The organism is Octadecabacter arcticus 238, from assembly GCF_000155735.2.
GTDB classification, from domain to species: Bacteria; Pseudomonadota; Alphaproteobacteria; order Rhodobacterales; family Rhodobacteraceae; genus Octadecabacter; species Octadecabacter arcticus.
Map to the genome: position 1 here is coordinate 2,944,051 of NC_020908.1, position 16,104 is coordinate 2,960,154.

Here is a 16,104-nt window from a genome sequence, read left to right on the forward strand (position 1 = left end):
TGTGCTCAATCTTCCGGTGGGGTTTGTGGGCGCAACTCACTCACAAACTTATCAAAATCATCCGCCGCTTGGAAGTTTTTGTAAACACTGGCAAACCGAACATAGGCCACGGTGTCGATGCGGGCCAAAGCCTCCATCACGATCTCACCGATTTGTTTTGACCCGATGTCTGTTTCGCCCATGCTTTCAAGACGCCGCACGATCCCAGATATCATTTGATCGACGCGTTCCGGTTCGATCGGACGCTTTTGCATCGAAATCCGGACAGAGCGTTCAAGCTTGGGTCGGTCGAAATCTTCACGCCGACCATTGGATTTTATGACAACCAAATCACGCAGTTGAACGCGTTCATAGGTGGTAAAACGACCGCCGCACGCAGGACAAAACCGCCGCCGCCGGATGGCAACGTGGTCTTCCGCGGGGCGGGAGTCTTTAACTTGTGTGTCGAGGTTTCCGCAAAATGGGCACCGCATATACTGTCCTCGTCATCTGCCTGTGGGGTCTTTTGCCCCATTTATCCACAGTCATTATAGGTGGCAGGATAGGTTTTGGGTAGGGGGCAAATCACACCACTAGATCATGAGTCGGATCAGCCACAGTTTGGCGCTAATACGCATAGGTGACGGTGCTGGGAATACATTCCAGGTACGCCAGTTCTTTGCCCTGACGGTCTTCAATATAGATGCCGCCAAACAGCGGATAGATATCATCGTTGGGATCGTCCTCGAACGCCTCAAACTTATCAAGCCCGCCGTGAACCTCGTATGTGACGTCATTGTTTGTCAGCCGCACCGCCTCCGAGATGGTGCGCCCGATGCCGTTCCAAGGCACAAACTCCGCCCCCTGCCCGAACCGCAACGACAGCGCCAATTCCGGCGTTTGCCCGGGTCGCCCAAAACTGTAACGGGCGACGTTATCGGTCATGCAAACCTCAACAGCCTTGCCATTGGCAAAGGTGCAGGACATGAACGTGCGCTCATCGCTCGCGCACGCGGCCCAAGCGGGGTTTGTCACAGTTATTAGGGCTAAAATTAGTCTCATGGGACCTCCGATGTTGGAATATGCCAGTCCATACCACGCGATGTTTGCACATATTCGGGCCATTTAAACTGCGTTGGTGCAGGATAATCACAAAGCGGCGGGATGTCGTGTTCGGCTTTGCGGCGGTTAAATTCTTCGGTTGCTGCAGCGCGCGCCTCCCCGTCTTGCAGCAGTCGCAACGCCGAACACGCCAGCACCTTCGCAGCCACCTGAACCATAGGGTCAATCGTCTGCGCCATGCCACCAAGCGCGTTCATTGCCCAAGCTGGATAGGGTCCGCCCTTTAGGGCAGGTCGCGCAATATAGAACCGCGCGGTCGGCGTGTGCCACGTCATATCGGTGTAATCGTCGGACGTTGAATTTCGTTGGTTTGGTGGCAGCGTCTCGCGCAGGATCGCCTCAGCGTCTTGCGGCGAAATCAGCGTTTCGCAGGCAGGCAATACTGGGTTTTCGTCAGGCGTAATTCCACAGTTTTGCTGTACCTGTCGCATCAAGTCTTTCGCGTCGCGATCCCATACAGGCGCGCCCACATGTTGAATTTGCTCCCAAACCATAGATGCCATTGCGTGGTTCGCCAATCCGGGTCGTGATTTGCAAACCCAGTGGCGTTCAACCCGACACCCCGTCAGGCCTGCAATATTTTCCGCCAGTGCGTCCAGCCGCGCAGATACCTGTTCGGCCATCGCGACCGTCGGCACGCGCATCATATATTGCAGCTCGGCGAGGCCAGCCGACAGATTGTCCGCCGTCGCCTGCCCAGTGCTCAGGATCGCCTCGGAAATCGACCAGCCACCCACATGCGGCAGCATGCTGTCGCGCAGCATCCGCGCTTGGCTATACATCATCACCAGTGCGTCGTTCGCCCCCGGCGCGCGGATATCGCTGTGGCTTTGTGGGATCGGCGCGCCATCTGAGGCTCCAAAAAGATGCGGCGCGTCGCAGATAAACCGATAAATCATTGAATAGGCCGCGCCACAATGCGTGTCCCAGCGCACCGTATTGCACATCGGCAGCATGTAGAACGGATGGAACGACAGCATGCCCGCAAGACCATCATAATACCCCCGCGCCGCGTGGATCGGCTTGGAGCCGCGCACCTTTTCAGCGGGCTCACCGGTAAAGCGTAACCCGCCTTTTATCCCGTGCAGTTCCATCGTCGCTTTGGTCGCAAGCAGGCCACCTAACCCACTGATCCCCAGCGCAGAATGCGGATCCGTATGGCCAGCGGCATGGCCGCTTAACCCGACACGTGGGGCCTGATGAACGCCCGCCGCTTGGCAGTTTCCAGGCACCGCATCGTATTCCGCGTACATGCCCACAACGGGGCCTGCACCATTTGACCATTCAGCGCAAAACGCGGTCGGCATGCCACCGCTGCCGTCTTCGACGGTGAACCCCTCGGCGCGCAGCCGTTCGACATACCAAGCGCTGGATCGGTATTCACGCCACGCCGGTTCAGCGAACTCAAATATCCGGGCGCAATCGGCAGACAACACGTCACGCGCTGTTTCAACCCACGCAAGGGCAGTCTTTTGGGCCGCAGAAACGCTCATCTCACCGCACCCACCATCATGCCCACAACGCGACGCAGATGCGGAACGGTTTTATGTTCGAAAATGTATATTCCCTGCCAAGTTCCAAGCTGCATTTCCCCTGAAATCACGGGAATTTGCAAGCTGGTTGGCAGCATCGCGGCCTTAATATGGGCTGGCATGTCATCAGGTCCTTCATAAGTATGTCTAAGATAGGACATGCGCGGATGATCCGACGGCGGCACCAACCGATCAAAGAACGCAGCCAGATCAGTTTGGACTTCGGGGTCAGCATTCTCTTGGATCAAAAGGGAACAGGACGTGTGCTGCACAAACAGCGTCAACACACCCGTCCCTGTGACCTTTGCGGCCACGTCGCGCGTAAACTCATACAGCCCCGCACCAGACGTCTTGATCTGCCATTCCATGGGGCAAGTGTCTCTGCCCAGCTCCGTCAAAGCAAGTGTTTGCGCGCTAGATTTCGAAATCACCGCTTAACCCGTTTAATCAGCGTTTTCTTGGTGTTCTGGCCGACAAAGGGCGAGGCCTTTGCAAACCTCGCCCCATACCGCAGACAATTAGAAATCGTCCAAATAGAGTTATTGATCCAAGAATGAACGCAAACGGCGGGACCGGCTTGGATGCTTCAGCTTGCGCAGCGCCTTTGCTTCGATCTGACGAATACGTTCGCGCGTCACGCTGAACTGCTGACCGACTTCTTCGAGCGTGTGATCGGTGTTCATGCCGATACCAAACCGCATCCGCAGCACCCGTTCTTCACGCGGCGTTAGCGACGCCAAAACCCGTGTCGTGGTTTCCTTCAGATTCTCCTGAATCGCAGAATCCAGCGGCAGCACCGCATTTTTATCTTCAATGAAATCACCGAGTTGGCTGTCTTCTTCGTCACCAATCGGGGTTTCAAGCGAAATAGGCTCCTTGGCGATCTTCATCACCTTACGTACCTTCTCAAGCGGCATTTGCAGCTTGGCGGCCAGTTCTTCCGGCGTCGGTTCGCGGCCAATCTCGTGCAGCATCTGGCGACCTGTACGGACCAATTTGTTGATCGTCTCAATCATGTGGACCGGAATACGAATCGTGCGGGCCTGATCCGCAATCGACCGCGTGATCGCCTGACGGATCCACCATGTCGCATAGGTCGAGAATTTGTAACCGCGCCGGTACTCGAACTTATCCACAGCCTTCATCAGGCCGATGTTACCTTCTTGAATAAGATCAAGGAATTGTAGGCCGCGGTTCGTGTACTTCTTCGCAATCGAAATAACCAAACGCAAGTTGGCTTCGACCATTTCTTTCTTGGCCTGACGGGCTTCTTTCTCGCCCTTTTGAACCTGCTGCACGATGCGGCGAAATTCGGAAATATCGACGCCGACGTATTGACCGACCTGCGCCATCTCGGCGCGCAGTTCTTCGATTTTCGTGGTAGACCGTTCGATTAGCATCTGCCAACCGCGTCCAGCCTTTTGGCCCATTTCTTCAAGCCATGTAGGATCAAGTTCACGACCGCGGTAGGCATCAACAAATTCGCGACGGTTGATGCGCGATTGGTCGGCCAGCTTAACCATGTTTGAATCGATCTGCATGATACGGCGGTTGATGCCGTAAAGCTGGTCAATCAGCGCGTCGATCCGGTTGTTGTGCAGGTGCAGCGAAACCACCAGTGCTACGACTTCGGACCGCAACTTCTGATATTTCTTTTCTTCCTTGCCGGAAAAACTGTCGTCTTCGTTCAGCGTCGCGGACATCCGCGAATCCTGCATATCCGACAGTTTGGCAAAGCCCTTGGCGATCACTTCCAACGTGTCCAGAACCTGCGGCTTCAGCTGTGCTTCCATCGCGGCAAGCGACAGGTTTGCGGCTTCTTCCTCATCATCATCATCGTCTTTGGCAATCGGTTTGCCGTCTGCATCAAGATCTTGCTTTTCTTCGCTTTTCTCAGCGCTAGGTGCAGCGGACACAACAGCACTTTCGCCGGTTTCCTCGGCCAACTGGTCGCCGAATGTTGTCTCAAGGTCGATCACGTCACGCAGCAAAATGTCTTCGGACAGCAATTCGTCGCGCCAGATCGTGATCGCTTGGAACGTCAGTGGGCTTTCACAAAGCCCGAGGATCATCGTGTTGCGGCCCGCCTCAATACGCTTGGCAATCGCGATTTCGCCTTCGCGCGACAGCAATTCGACCGAGCCCATTTCGCGCAGGTACATGCGTACAGGATCGTCAGTGCGATCCAGCTTTTCAGCCTCGGCACCGCCGAGAATAACATCGCGCCGACCGGCCACTGTTGCCAATTCTTTTGACGTTCCGTCGTCGTCAACTTCTTCGGATTCTTCTTCTTCGGTCACTTGAATGCCCATCTCGTTGAGCATCGACATCACGTCTTCAATTTGGTCCGAAGACACCTGATCGGGCGGCAGCACCGCGTTCAACTGATCGTAGGTGATCGTGCCGCGCTCACGCGCCTCTGCGATCATCTTTTTGACGGCAGCTTGGCTCATATCCAAGGAATGGTCTGCGTCGTCCCGTTGAGCGTTGGTGTCTTTGGCGGCCATAGTCATGTTCCCTTCGACGGTCAGCGAGGCGCGCCCAGCGCGCGTTCCCTGATTCGGGTGATTCGGTTAGAAATGAATCAACCAACCCTTTGGTTGATTCGCAATGCCTCAAATGGCTTATTTTTATGGTTGTTGCAAAGGACTTAGTGCCCTTTGTCCTGTTTGGCAAAGCTGATTCGGTCTAAAAGTGCATCAAATGCACTTCGTTCGTCTTTCTTGATTCGCGCACCACTGTCTGCGGTGTCGTATTCTGCACTGTCATTCCCGTCCTGTCGGCCTGCGTTGTTCATCGCGGCGATGGACTGCGCCAATCGCGTCGTCAGGCGTTCATCAGCCACATCGGAATTCATTTCGTCGATAGCATCTTGAACCTCATGGGCGTGTCCACGACGCGCGGTTAATTTGGCAATTTCTTCAGCCAGACACATCCGCGCAAGTTCACCATTGTCGGGGCGGCGCACGGCTGGCGTTATCGTCACGTGTGCCTGCGCAAATAGCTTTACAAGGGGCGCGTCGCCAATTTCAGACGCCAAAATCGCTTCAAGATCAACTTGCGGCTCCACCATAAGCAGCGCATCGCGCAACATGGCGATGTCAGGGCCGGAACAAATCATCCGTTCAAGTGCGCCGTGGAAATCATTCAAAATCAAGGGATTCCGTATTAGAACGGCAAGAATTACAGCCTCACGCAAATGGTCCTCGGATGACGGCCCACCGCCTAAAAGGGACGCCTTCGTGCTCATCTGCGCTGGCAGTTTGGCGCCTTTGGGCAGCCATTTTCCGCGCTGCTGGCCAGTGCCCCCACCGTTGAAAGCCTTGCGATTATTTCCAAAAAGCTCCCAGCGCATATCCTTGATCGCCTGCCCGTAATGGCTGCGAATGGACGGATCTTTGATCAACATAATCTTTTCGCGCAGTGATTTATCAAGCGCGGCTTTGCGTTCGGGGCTGTCGAAATTCTTGCCCTCAACCTCGCGTTGCCACAGCAGTTGCACCATCGGCAAAGCGCCCTCAACCCGCTCACGCATCGCGCCTGCGCCCGCAGATTTCAGCAAATCGTCAGGGTCCTGGCCGTCGGGCATCATCGCAAAGCGCACCGATTGTCCCGCCTCAAGCAGCGGCAGCGCCAGATCGATTACCCGCATCGCCGCGCGTTGGCCCGCCACATCACCATCAAGCGTGATCACAGGTTCGGGCGCAATCCGCCACATCATCTGCAATTGGGTTTCTGTCACCGCAGTGCCCAACGGCGCGACGGCGGCCCCAAATCCGGCCTCAACCAGCGCGATCACGTCCATGTACCCCTCAGCCACCAACAACGGCTGCCCCTTTCCCGCCGCTTCACGTGCGGGGGCGAAATTGTACAAACTGCGGCCTTTGTCGAACAGTTCAGTCTCGGGCGAATTCAGATATTTGGCGTTGTCGTTCGGGTCCATCGCGCGGCCGCCAAATGCAATCGCACGCCCGCGTGCATCGCGGATCGGGAACATAATGCGATGCCGGAATGTATCGTAGGGCTTTTTGCCCTGGTTAGATGGTTTGCCCAGACCCGCGCCGAGGATCAGATCCTCCGCCACACCCTTGCCGCTCAAATGGTCCCACAGGTTTTGCCATCCTTGCGGCGCCAGCCCGATCTCCCAACGCTCCAACGCCGCCTCGCTCAGCCCGCGCCCCGCCAGATAATCGCGCGCCTCTGCCCCCGCACCCGCCTTCAACTGCAGCCGGTAAAACTGCACCGCCTGCTCCATCACCTCAGCGAGCAACGTGCGGCGATCCGATTTCGCCTGCGCTTGCGGATCGCGCTTGGGCACGGGCATCCCCGCCTCAACGGCCAAGATCTCGACCGCTTCCATAAAGCTAACGTTCTCAGTCTCGCGCACAAAAGAAATCGCATCTCCCTTGGCGTGACAGCCAAAGCAATAGTAATATCCCTTGCGGTCATCGACGTGAAAACTGGCGGATTTTTCTTGGTGGAACGGGCACGGCGCCCAAAGATCGCCTTTGCCTTGGTTCGACTTGCGCTGATCCCACATAACTTTGCGCCCAACGACCTGTCCAATGGACAGCCGCGTGCGCAACTCATCAAGAAATCCCGGTGGCAATGACATGCGATCTATATTGGGGCTCTGGTCGCAAGAGTCGAGAGGCCCGCGACCAGAACTACCCTTTGGTTTGATGTGCCGTTGGCGTAATCCGCCGCTTGGCCAATGCCTCACGCCATGTGATGAAACTAATCGATGCCATAATAATCGCACCGCCAAACACCACCCAGCCGTCGACAGGTTCGTTAAACACCAAAGCCCCCATCGCCACGGCCCAAATCAATTGCAGGAACGTAACCGGCTGCGTCACCGTCAGGGGGGCGGCGGCAAAGGCCAATGTCATCGTATAATGTCCCGCCGTGGCAAAACACGCGACCAAAAACAGCCAGCCGATATCGCTCCACGCGACAGGTACCCAGACAGCCCAGGCAAATGGCGCCAGCCCGATCGTGACCGTGCTCGACAACATGCCCACGACAACCGCGGCGCTTACCTCACCGCTCAGCTGCTTGGCGATCAAATATCCTGCCGCAAACATCAACGCTGTGCCGAGCATGGCAATATGCCCGTGGTCAATTTCGCGAAATCCGGGCCGCAGGATGACAATCGCGCCCACAAGCGCGATTATGACAGCAGCCAACCTGCGTGGCGGCAAAGCCTCTTTCAACACCAAAGCTGCCCCCAACGTCACGTAGACCGGCGACAGATAATTCATCGCCGTCACATCCGCGATCGGGATCCGTGCCATGGCGAAAAACCACAAGATCACAGCAATCGTATGCACGACCCCGCGCGCGATAAACAGTTTTAGCTGCCGCTTTGTCAGATGTGCTGCCAGAATTGGCCGGATCATCGGGATCAAGAACACCAAACCCAAAAAATACCGCAAAAACGCGCTTTGCGCGGCGGGAACATCGTTGCCGATGTGTTTTACAATCGCGGTAACGGCGACGAAATTCAGGCCCGTGAGGACCATCCAGATGACACCAGTAACGGGTTGATTTTGGCCGGAGTCTATTGATGCCATATCGCGCACAAGACGCCGCTATCCTCTGAAGATCAACCCCAAAGCAATGGCCCACATCACACAACCGATCACCCCTTCCAAAACCCGCCACGCAGCCGGTCGCGCCATCACTGGCGCCAACATCCGTGCACCGAACCCAAGTGCTGCGAAAAACGCAAACGATGACGTGACCGCGCCAGCCCAAAACCCGACCTCAGCCCCCTCGAACCGCGAAGCAATTGATCCGATCAACACCAACGTGTCCAAATAAACATGCGGATTAAGCCACGTAATGGCGAGACAAAATAGCACTGCCCCCTTAAGCGACGTCCCCGCACCTGTCGCCGGATCAAGTGCTGCACCGCCCTGCCACGACCGCCAGAAACTCACCGCGCCATAGCCAAACAAAAATGCCGCCCCAAGCCAGAGCATCACCGGCGCAAGGCTCGGTAAACTTTCAGTCAACGCCGCAAAGCCGGATACCCCGACCGTGATCAGGATCGCATCCGACAACGCACAGACCAGAACAACCGCCAACACATGTTCACGCCGCAACCCTTGTTTCAAAATAAACGCGTTCTGCGCCCCGATCGCCAAAATCAACGAAAACGCGACGCCAAAGCCGTTCAAATACGCACTCAGCATCGCCCGACCCTCTTTTTAACGTCTTTGCTTTAAAAATATCCCCGCCGGAGGCGCACGTCAAAACGCACGCTACCCCCGCCGTGATTGGCTCACGCCCACCAAGCGATCAAATGATCCTGCAGCGGCGCAAGCCGCTTCAATCAAATCAATCTTCGCTGTCGGCGTAGGCCTGCATGACCTCATCGGATGCATCCATATTGGTGGTGACAGACTGGATGTCATCGTCGTCTTCCAATGCCTCAACCAGACGCATCAGCTTTTCCACACCTTCAAGGTCCAGTTCGGACTGAATGTTGGGCTGCCAAATCAGCTTGGTTGAAAAGCTTTCACCCAAATTGGCCTCAAGCGCGTTGGACACGTCATTAAGATCGCTGTCCGCGCAGATAATGACATGGCCGTCTTCATCGCTTTGTGCATCTTCCGCACCCGCCTCGATGGCCGCCATCATCACGGTGTCATCGTCGCCAACCGATGCCGGATAGATAACCTGCCCCTTGCGATCGAACATGAAGCCCACGGACCCGGTTTCACCCAGATTACCGCCCGCCTTGGAAAACGTGGACCGCACCGTGGACGCCGTGCGGTTCTTGTTGTCGGTCATCGCCTCAACGATCACGGCAACCCCGCCAGGGCCATAGCCCTCATAGCGGATTTCGTCGTAATTCTCTGCGTCGCCGCCAATGGCTTTCTTGATCGCGCGGTCGATGTTGTCTTTCGGCATCGACAGGACCTTGGCCTCTTTGATGGCCATGCGCAGACGCGGATTGTGGTCCGGGTCGGGATCGCCCATCTTGGCCGCAATGGTGATTTCCTTTGACAGCTTGCTGAACAACTTGCCGCGCAACTTGTCTTGGCGTCCTTTACGGTGCTGAATATTCGCCCATTTTGAATGGCCTGCCATGGGTCTTCTCCCGTGAGTTCAATTGTCTTTTCGTCGCCCTCTATAGGGCAGACTGGCGCGGTCCTGCAATCCCGTCTGAAATCGGCACAAGACACCCGAAATTCTGCACCCGCAGTATGCCTCGTGTATGTACAGGTTGTGTACAGCTTGTGTACGCGATGTGTCGCGCAGAAAAACACGGTTTTCGCCCTTGGCTACACGCGCTACACATCCTTCATGACATCAGATCAAATCATCCTCTTTTCTCTCTTTGGCGCAGTCTTTGGTCTGCTTCTCTGGGGGCGTTTTCGCTATGACCTTGTGGCCTTCTCTGCCCTGCTTGGCGGCGTGGTTTTGGGTGTGGTTCCAACCAAAGACGCCTTTTCCGGCTTCGGTCATCCGGCCACAATTATCGTCGCCTTGGTGCTGGTCGTCTCGGCGGGTCTGGTGCGCTCGGGTGCGGTCTATCTGATCACCCGTACACTGGTGGATGCATCTCGCAGTTTGGGTACACACATCGCTATTATGGGGGCCATTGGTGGGGTGTTGTCGGCATTCATGAACAACGTTGCGGCCCTTGCATTGTTGATGCCAGTGGACATTCAAACCGCACGAAAAGCGGGCCGCCCCCCGGCTTGTCGCTGATGCCGCTGTCGTTCGCCACCATCCTAGGCGGCATGGCGACCCTGATCGGAACACCCCCCAATATCATAATTGCCTCGATCCGCGAAGAAACCCTTGGCGAACCGTTCAAGATGTTCGACTTCGCCCCCGTTGGCATCGTTCTGCTATCGCGGGCCTGTTGTTCGTAGCGTTCATCGGTTGGCGCCTAATCCCTGCGCAAGACAGCAAACAGGCCGGCGCCACACTGGACAGCTACACCGATTATCTGGCCGAACTTACCGTTCCCACTGACAGCAAATATATCGGCAAACGCGTCTCTGAACTCTATGAAATAGCTAAAAAAATGATGTTGCGATCGGCTCTTCTTCGCTTTGTTGAGTTATTCTAGGATTTCAAATAGAACATAGATTGATTATCTGGGATGGATGATTGTCTTATACCAACGGCCGAATTAAGTGACCCTTGCCCATTCTCGATCTGTGATTGAACTTATTCGCTCTGGGTCGTTCGCAAAGAAGTTCCAAGCTTGTGCACATTTGTCGAGTATTTCGTCATAGGTGTCGAAAACTGTGATTGCGAGTTTATTGGCTCGCAGATAAGCCCAGACGTTTTCCATGGGGTTCAGTTCGGGTGAATACGGTGGCAGCTTAACGAGAGTAATTTTATCTGGCACCTGCAAACATTTTGCGCCATGCCACCCCGCCCCATCAACAATCAGCAAGGCATGTGAGCCGGGTGCGACAGCTTTTGCGATCTCATCAAGATGCAGCCCCATAGCCTCGGCGTTGACGTAGGGCAGGACGAGACCTGCGGCGGTACCACGTGCGGGACAAGCGGCACCAAAGATATAACTCCATTTGAAGCGTATATCACGGGGTGCGCGCGGGCGAGTTCCACGCTTGGCCCATTTACGGGTGAGTGTCCCCTGTTGTCCAACGCGGGCTTCATCTTGGAACCATACCTCAAGAGGCTTCCCCTTTGCATGTTCTGGCAGAGTATCGTTTACGAGGCTGGTAAAGTTTTTTTAAAAGTCTGCTGCGCTTCGCGATCAGTTTTCGGATGCTCTGGACGCACAGACAGGCGGCGAAAGCCATGCTTGGTTAGATATTTCCCAATCGTACGCACATGCAGTTTCACGTCGAACTCCTCTTCAACACGAGCCTGCAAGTCGACACAACGCCATCGTACTACGCCATCTTTTACTGGGTCGGGCCCGGCCTCCACCCACGCCACAAATTGCGCCTGTTGCTTGGGCGACAACCGTGGTTTTGCCCCCTTGCCATTCCGATCCGATAACCCCTCAATGCCTTCTGCGTTAAAGCGATGCGCCCAATCCCGAAGTGTTTGTCGATCCATACCACTGCTGCGGGCAGCCGTTTCACGATCCACCCCATCAAGCACCAGCGCTATGGCCAGTAGTCGCCGTACAACCCGCCCATCCTTGGTTCGCTTTGCCGCACGGCGCAAATCTTTCGCAGACATATCCGTGCGCGTAATTTTTATGGCTCCACCCATGAGCACCTCCCAATCTATGGAGAATATTGATTCAGAGTTTACCAAAACTTAAAACCAAATAAATGAGTCAGATATTCTGGCCGCTGGTATAATTTTGAGTTTGAAGTATTCGGTATCCCTGATGCCCCTGGCTCGTTTGCGGATCATTCCTATACTGACATTACCAGCCTCTATCCTGGCGCTTGTCAGCTTGTGTTTCGCGTAGTTGCATATGCCCACACAATGTTTTCTTAGGGATTTTGCGAACTTTTTCAGATAGAGCATGTGTGACTGATCTGCGATCAGGCACCAATTTTCCAGTTGCTCTGACATCCCCTCAAATGATGGGGCGCTCCACAGAGCCTGAAGCTGTTCTTTTAAGACGTAAAGCGTATTCAGGTTGCTATTGCTCTCCAGCAACGTTTGCAGCTTGTTATACTCCCGCGCCTGAATTGACCTGAGGTTTTCCCCTCAAATCACTTTGTATTCCTTGAGCGATATGACGCGGAAGTTGTCGGTGACGGTGTCGCGGAACTCTAGCCATTTTTCTGGCAGGGTCTTGCGGAAGAAGTCGAAAATGGCCTCTGTGAATTGGTTGAACGTTGCATAGTGCCGATTGTGGGTGACCCATTTGTGCATAACACCCCAAAGACGCTCGATCGGGTTGAGGTGCGGGGCATATGCTGGCAAGAAATGCAACTTCACCCGACGTTCTGGGCTGTCCAGCCATGGCTGTAGTATCTTGGCATGATGATAGCGGGCATTGTCGACAAAGACGTGGATGGCCGTCTTGGTTTGGTTGTTGCGTTCCAACTTTTCCAGCATCTGTCGGGTTGTCTGGGCATTGATCTTCTCGCCTTCCACAAAGGTGAACTGGAAAGTCTCAAGGTCAAGCGCGCCCTGAATGTTGAGCCGCTTGCGCCCTGATGTCGCCTTCAGGGCCGTCTTTTGTCCCTTGGGGAACCAACCATGGGCGGGGCGGCTCTGGTGTTCGGGGTGGACAGCGTCCGAAAAGACAACCATCTCATCTGCGGCCAACCCGTTCATCAGGGCCTCATATTTGGCAATAAACGCAGCCTGCTTGGCTTCATCGGCCTGTGCAGGCAGCAATTGTGGTTTCTTATACGCGAACCCCAGGCGGCGCATCAGCTTGGCGGCTCCCGACGTGCTGTAGTTTTGGTCGCACTCGGCTAGAACATAGGCACAGACCTCATCGGCATTGCGGGCAGGCTGCGCGGTGAAATGGGCTCTCACCGCCTGCTCTTGCACGACGGACAAATGACCCTGACGCTGGCTGTAGTCCTTCAGACCGAAAAACGATAGTCCCGCACCGGCAAAGGCAAATCGCCACTCCGTCAAAACTGTCGGGCCAATATCCAAAATCCGGCAAACCGTTCCGGCGTCTTCTCCTGCGTCCAAAAGAAGAAACGCGCGCGCCCGTTTCCAAACAAGGGCGTCAACTTTGCGGCGGCGGCAAAGCGCTTCAAGTGCTATGCGCTGCTCGTCGGATAAGGAGACTGTTTTGTATTGCTTGCTCATAAACTCAAAATACAGACTGAACCGCCTTTAGCCATGCGACGAAGTGAATCGCAGGCCCAAAATCGTCAGGTCAATTCAGGCGCAGGAGTATACTTTGTTTTTCATTCAACTTATCCGCATTTTTGAGCAACAGATAATGCGTGCCCTTCATCAACTCTTTACCACTTGGATCGGCCTTCCTGAACTCAAGGCGACGCTGATTATGGATAGCCTTGCTGTAGTTTTTCATGACGTGGAAACGGTCAAATACGATGTCGGCCATCGGCAAGGACTCCCTGACAGGCTTTTGGTAGGCAGGCCCCATATCCATCGACACGGCCTTTATTTTATGGGCTGTATCTGGCTGCAGCTGTTTCAAAAACCTTGAAAAAACTTCGGCAGTTCGACCGGCTTCCACCCAGATCAGATGCCCTCCGACCATATCGTAGACCACCGTCATATAGTCATGACCTTTCGCCCGGGCCACTTCATCGACACCAATGTATTCCAAGCCAGCAAGCTGTGCGGGATCAAGCGCAGGGAGCGTTTCCATCAGGTATGCCTTGTCGATATTCTTTACCGTCTCCCATCGTATACCTAAATGCCTGGAGACAGCCAGAATGGATAAATGACGGCACAATCCACTGATAAGATGGCAAAATCGATGGGTGAAACGGCACCCTTTATCAACAAAAGGACACGCCTCAATGCGGCGCTCACCCTTGCTAATAAAAACCTGCGCTATACTCCTGCGCCTGAATTGACCTGACGATTTTGGGCCTGCGATTCACTTCGTCGCATGGCCAAAGGCGGTTCAGTCTGTATTTTGAGTTTATGAGCAAGCAATACAAAACAGTCTCCTTATCCGACGAGCAGCGCATAGCACTTGAAGCGCTTTGCCGCCGCCGCAAAGTTGACGCCCTTGTTTGGAAACGGGCGCGCGCGTTTCTTCTTTTGGACGCAGGAGAAGACGCCGGAACGGTTTGCCGGATTTTGGATATTGGCCCGACAGTTTTGACGGAGTGGCGATTTACCTTTGCCGGTGCGGGACTATCGTTTTTCGGTCTGAAGGACTACAGCCAGCGTCAGGGTCATTTGTCCGTCGTGCAAGAGCAGGCGGTGAGAGCCCATTTCACCGCGCAGCCTGCCCGCAATGCCGATGAGGTCTGTGCCTATGTTCTAGCCGAGTGCGACCAAAACTACAGCACGTCGGGAGCCGCCAAGCTGATGCGCCGCCTGAGGTTCGCGTATAAGAAACCACAATTGCTGCCTGCACAGGCCGATGAAGCCAAGCAGGCTGCGTTTATTGCCAAATATGAGGCCCTGATGAACGGGTTGGCCGCAGATGAGATGGTTGTCTTTTCGGACGCTGTCCACCCCGAACACCAGAGCCGCCCCGCCCATGGTTGGTTCCCCAAGGGACAAAAGACGGCCCTGAAGGCGACATCAGGGCGCAAGCGGCTCAACATTCAGGGCGCGCTTGACCTTGAGACTTTCCAGTTCACCTTTGTGGAAGGCGAGAAGATCAATGCCCAGACAACCCGACAGATGCTGGAAAAGTTGGAACGCAACAACCAAACCAAGACGGCCATCCACGTCTTTGTCGACAATGCCCGCTATCATCATGCCAAGATACTACAGCCATGGCTGGACAGCCCAGAACGTCGGGTGAAGTTGCATTTCTTGCCAGCATATGCCCCGCACCTCAACCCGATCGAGCGTCTTTGGGGTGTTATGCACAAATGGGTCACCCACAATCGGCACTATGCAACGTTCAACCAATTCACAGAGGCCATTTTCGACTTCTTCCGCAAGACCCTGCCAGAAAAATGGCCAGAGTTCCGCGACACCGTCACCGACAACTTCCGCGTCATATCGCTCAAGGAATACAAAGTGATTTGAGGGGAAAACCTCAGGTCAATTCAGGCGCGGGAGTATAGCTCAATCTCAATCACACAAGGATACCCAAAAAACGGGATGTCGTTTACTTGTCGGCGAATATGTTGGTTGATGCTACCCTTCTTGCCGGTTGCAGGGTCTATAGCGCTCCTGCGGGCATCCCGACTGCACTGAACAATAACCTTCGCACAGTCTTCAGCCAGCTCAATTTCATTTACACGTTGCCCCTTCAGGCGTAAAATCTGTTGCGAGATGTCGATGGTCATATACCTGCCCTATGAAAAGTTGTCAGAAACCTAACATATCAATAGGTTACTTGATGGTCGGCATCTTTTCTTACTCAACAAAGCGGAGAAGAGCCTTGCGATCCTTGGCTTGATCCGCAAAGGCAAAACCCAATACGGCACGGCAACGAACAATATTTTACAGGGCCAAGACACGCTTGTCATCGAAGCCGCCCCCGAAGCGCTTGGCGAATTTCGTGCCGCCCTGAACCTCGACTTTACCGATTCCAAACGTGAGGAATTCTTATCCGGTGCCTCTGAAGGATTGACCGTCATCGAGGTCGTCGCGACCGAAAGTTCCCGCATCACCAGAAAAACAGCTGAGGCGATCGGCCTTGCTTGGCGCCAACGTACCGTCCTGATGGGGCTGTCGCGCAAAGGCAAAACCGTCAAATCCCGGATGCGCAAAACGGTGATCGAGGCGGGCGATATTTTGCTGCTGCTTGCCCCGCAAGACGCCGCCAACGACGTCATTGAATGGCTCGACTGCCTGCCGCTGGCAGATCGCGGTGTGGCGGTGACCATACTACACGACAGTAGGGTGGTTGAGGGTGTCAGAAGGTGATTTAGGA

The 16,104-nt window shown here is 54.9% G+C and carries 14 protein-coding genes and 3 pseudogenes; 3 read left to right on the forward strand and 14 right to left on the reverse strand.

All coding sequences use genetic code 11. The features are described 5' to 3' along the window. Nucleotides 1-5: 5 nt before the first annotated feature. The 9 genes from nrdR to OA238_RS15250 all read right to left on the reverse strand — a co-directional run bounded on the left by nrdR (nt 6) and on the right by OA238_RS15250 (nt 9,734). Nucleotides 6-473: a transcriptional regulator NrdR gene (gene nrdR / locus OA238_RS15210; RefSeq protein WP_015495855.1), complete on the reverse strand. Its 468-nt coding sequence runs from the start codon at nt 471-473 to the stop codon at nt 6-8. 133 nt (nt 474-606) lie between these two features. Then, a complete protein-coding gene (locus tag OA238_RS15215; RefSeq protein WP_015495856.1) occupies nt 607-1,041 on the reverse strand; it encodes a hypothetical protein in 435 nt (144 codons plus the stop codon). After that, nucleotides 1,038-2,594, reverse strand: a complete 1,557-nt coding sequence (locus tag OA238_RS15220; protein ID WP_015495857.1) for a zinc-binding metallopeptidase family protein — start codon at nt 2,592-2,594, stop codon at nt 1,038-1,040. The genes OA238_RS15215 and OA238_RS15220 overlap by 4 nt, the downstream gene beginning before the upstream one ends. Next, nucleotides 2,591-3,001, reverse strand: coding sequence for a secondary thiamine-phosphate synthase enzyme YjbQ (locus OA238_RS15225; RefSeq protein WP_044036935.1), 411 nt, complete (start codon nt 2,999-3,001; stop codon nt 2,591-2,593). The genes OA238_RS15220 and OA238_RS15225 overlap by 4 nt, the downstream gene beginning before the upstream one ends. A 171-nt stretch (nt 3,002-3,172) precedes the next feature. Further along, nucleotides 3,173-5,140 carry an RNA polymerase sigma factor RpoD gene (rpoD, locus tag OA238_RS15230; protein ID WP_015495859.1) on the reverse strand — a complete coding sequence of 656 codons (1,968 nt, stop codon included), beginning with the start codon at nt 5,138-5,140 and terminating at the stop codon, nt 3,173-3,175. 143 nt (nt 5,141-5,283) lie between these two features. Beyond that, the gene (gene dnaG / locus OA238_RS15235; RefSeq protein ID WP_015495860.1) at nt 5,284-7,248 is read right to left on the reverse strand and encodes a DNA primase; all 1,965 of its coding nucleotides are present in this window, start codon (nt 7,246-7,248) and stop codon (nt 5,284-5,286) included. Between the two features lie 52 nt (nt 7,249-7,300). Further along, nucleotides 7,301-8,209: a DMT family transporter gene (locus tag OA238_RS15240; protein ID WP_044036937.1), complete on the reverse strand. Its 909-nt coding sequence runs from the start codon at nt 8,207-8,209 to the stop codon at nt 7,301-7,303. An 18-nt stretch (nt 8,210-8,227) separates the two neighbouring features. After that, the gene (locus OA238_RS15245; protein ID WP_015495862.1) at nt 8,228-8,833 is read right to left on the reverse strand and encodes a LysE/ArgO family amino acid transporter; all 606 of its coding nucleotides are present in this window, start codon (nt 8,831-8,833) and stop codon (nt 8,228-8,230) included. A 145-nt stretch (nt 8,834-8,978) separates the two neighbouring features. Further along, nucleotides 8,979-9,734: a YebC/PmpR family DNA-binding transcriptional regulator gene (locus OA238_RS15250; protein ID WP_015495863.1), complete on the reverse strand. Its 756-nt coding sequence runs from the start codon at nt 9,732-9,734 to the stop codon at nt 8,979-8,981. Nucleotides 9,735-9,950: 216 nt separating this feature from the next. On the opposite strand from OA238_RS15250, the pseudogene OA238_RS15255 reads away from it, so the two are divergent. After that, nucleotides 9,951-10,680 (forward strand): annotated as a pseudogene (locus OA238_RS15255) (SLC13 family permease); the annotation flags it as partial. 108 nt (nt 10,681-10,788) lie between these two features. On the opposite strand, the gene OA238_RS30340 reads toward OA238_RS15255, so the two are convergent. The 4 genes and pseudogenes from OA238_RS30340 to OA238_RS15280 all read right to left on the reverse strand — a co-directional run. Next, a protein-coding gene (locus tag OA238_RS30340) for an IS630 family transposase (RefSeq protein ID WP_085982726.1) occupies nt 10,789-11,852 on the reverse strand; the annotation gives its coding sequence in 2 pieces (ribosomal slippage) (nt 10,789-11,348 and nt 11,348-11,852; 1,065 coding nt in all). A gap of 48 nt (nt 11,853-11,900) precedes the next feature. After that, nucleotides 11,901-12,284, reverse strand: a complete 384-nt coding sequence (locus OA238_RS15270) for a transposase (RefSeq protein WP_044036939.1) — start codon at nt 12,282-12,284, stop codon at nt 11,901-11,903. Nucleotides 12,285-12,302: 18 nt separating this feature from the next. Then, complete coding sequence (locus OA238_RS15275) at nt 12,303-13,370, reverse strand: IS630 family transposase (RefSeq protein ID WP_015495864.1); 1,068 nt, start codon at nt 13,368-13,370, stop codon at nt 12,303-12,305. A 91-nt stretch (nt 13,371-13,461) separates the two neighbouring features. Further along, nucleotides 13,462-14,094, reverse strand: a pseudogene (locus OA238_RS15280) (transposase); the annotation flags it as partial. Nucleotides 14,095-14,183: 89 nt separating this feature from the next. Between OA238_RS15280 and OA238_RS15285 the strand changes: the two are divergent. Beyond that, nucleotides 14,184-15,251, forward strand: a complete 1,068-nt coding sequence (locus OA238_RS15285) for an IS630 family transposase (protein ID WP_015495865.1) — start codon at nt 14,184-14,186, stop codon at nt 15,249-15,251. A 35-nt stretch (nt 15,252-15,286) separates the two neighbouring features. Here the strand turns inward: OA238_RS15285 and OA238_RS15290 are convergent. Further along, nucleotides 15,287-15,514 (reverse strand): annotated as a pseudogene (locus OA238_RS15290) (ISL3 family transposase); the annotation flags it as partial. Nucleotides 15,515-15,623: 109 nt separating this feature from the next. Between OA238_RS15290 and OA238_RS15295 the strand changes: the two are divergent. Further along, a complete protein-coding gene (locus tag OA238_RS15295; RefSeq protein WP_044036943.1) occupies nt 15,624-16,097 on the forward strand; it encodes a TrkA C-terminal domain-containing protein in 474 nt (157 codons plus the stop codon). Nucleotides 16,098-16,104 lie beyond the last annotated feature (7 nt).

Bases quoted from the DNA above. Each gene is read 5' to 3' on its own strand.
- nrdR (WP_015495855.1), bottom strand. From the start codon at position 473: ATGCGGTGCCCATTTTGCGGAAACCTCGACACACAAGTTAAAGACTCC.
- OA238_RS15215 (WP_015495856.1), bottom strand. From the start codon at position 1,041: ATGAGACTAATTTTAGCCCTAATAACTGTGACAAACCCCGCTTGGGCC.
- OA238_RS15220 (WP_015495857.1), bottom strand. From the start codon at position 2,594: ATGAGCGTTTCTGCGGCCCAAAAGACTGCCCTTGCGTGGGTTGAAACA.
- OA238_RS15225 (WP_044036935.1), bottom strand. From the start codon at position 3,001: ATGGAATGGCAGATCAAGACGTCTGGTGCGGGGCTGTATGAGTTTACG.
- rpoD (WP_015495859.1), bottom strand. From the start codon at position 5,140: ATGGCCGCCAAAGACACCAACGCTCAACGGGACGACGCAGACCATTCC.
- dnaG (WP_015495860.1), bottom strand. From the start codon at position 7,248: ATGTCATTGCCACCGGGATTTCTTGATGAGTTGCGCACGCGGCTGTCC.
- OA238_RS15240 (WP_044036937.1), bottom strand. From the start codon at position 8,209: ATGGCATCAATAGACTCCGGCCAAAATCAACCCGTTACTGGTGTCATC.
- OA238_RS15245 (WP_015495862.1), bottom strand. From the start codon at position 8,833: ATGCTGAGTGCGTATTTGAACGGCTTTGGCGTCGCGTTTTCGTTGATT.
- OA238_RS15250 (WP_015495863.1), bottom strand. From the start codon at position 9,734: ATGGCAGGCCATTCAAAATGGGCGAATATTCAGCACCGTAAAGGACGC.
- OA238_RS15275 (WP_015495864.1), bottom strand. From the start codon at position 13,370: ATGAGCAAGCAATACAAAACAGTCTCCTTATCCGACGAGCAGCGCATA.
- OA238_RS15285 (WP_015495865.1), top strand. From the start codon at position 14,184: ATGAGCAAGCAATACAAAACAGTCTCCTTATCCGACGAGCAGCGCATA.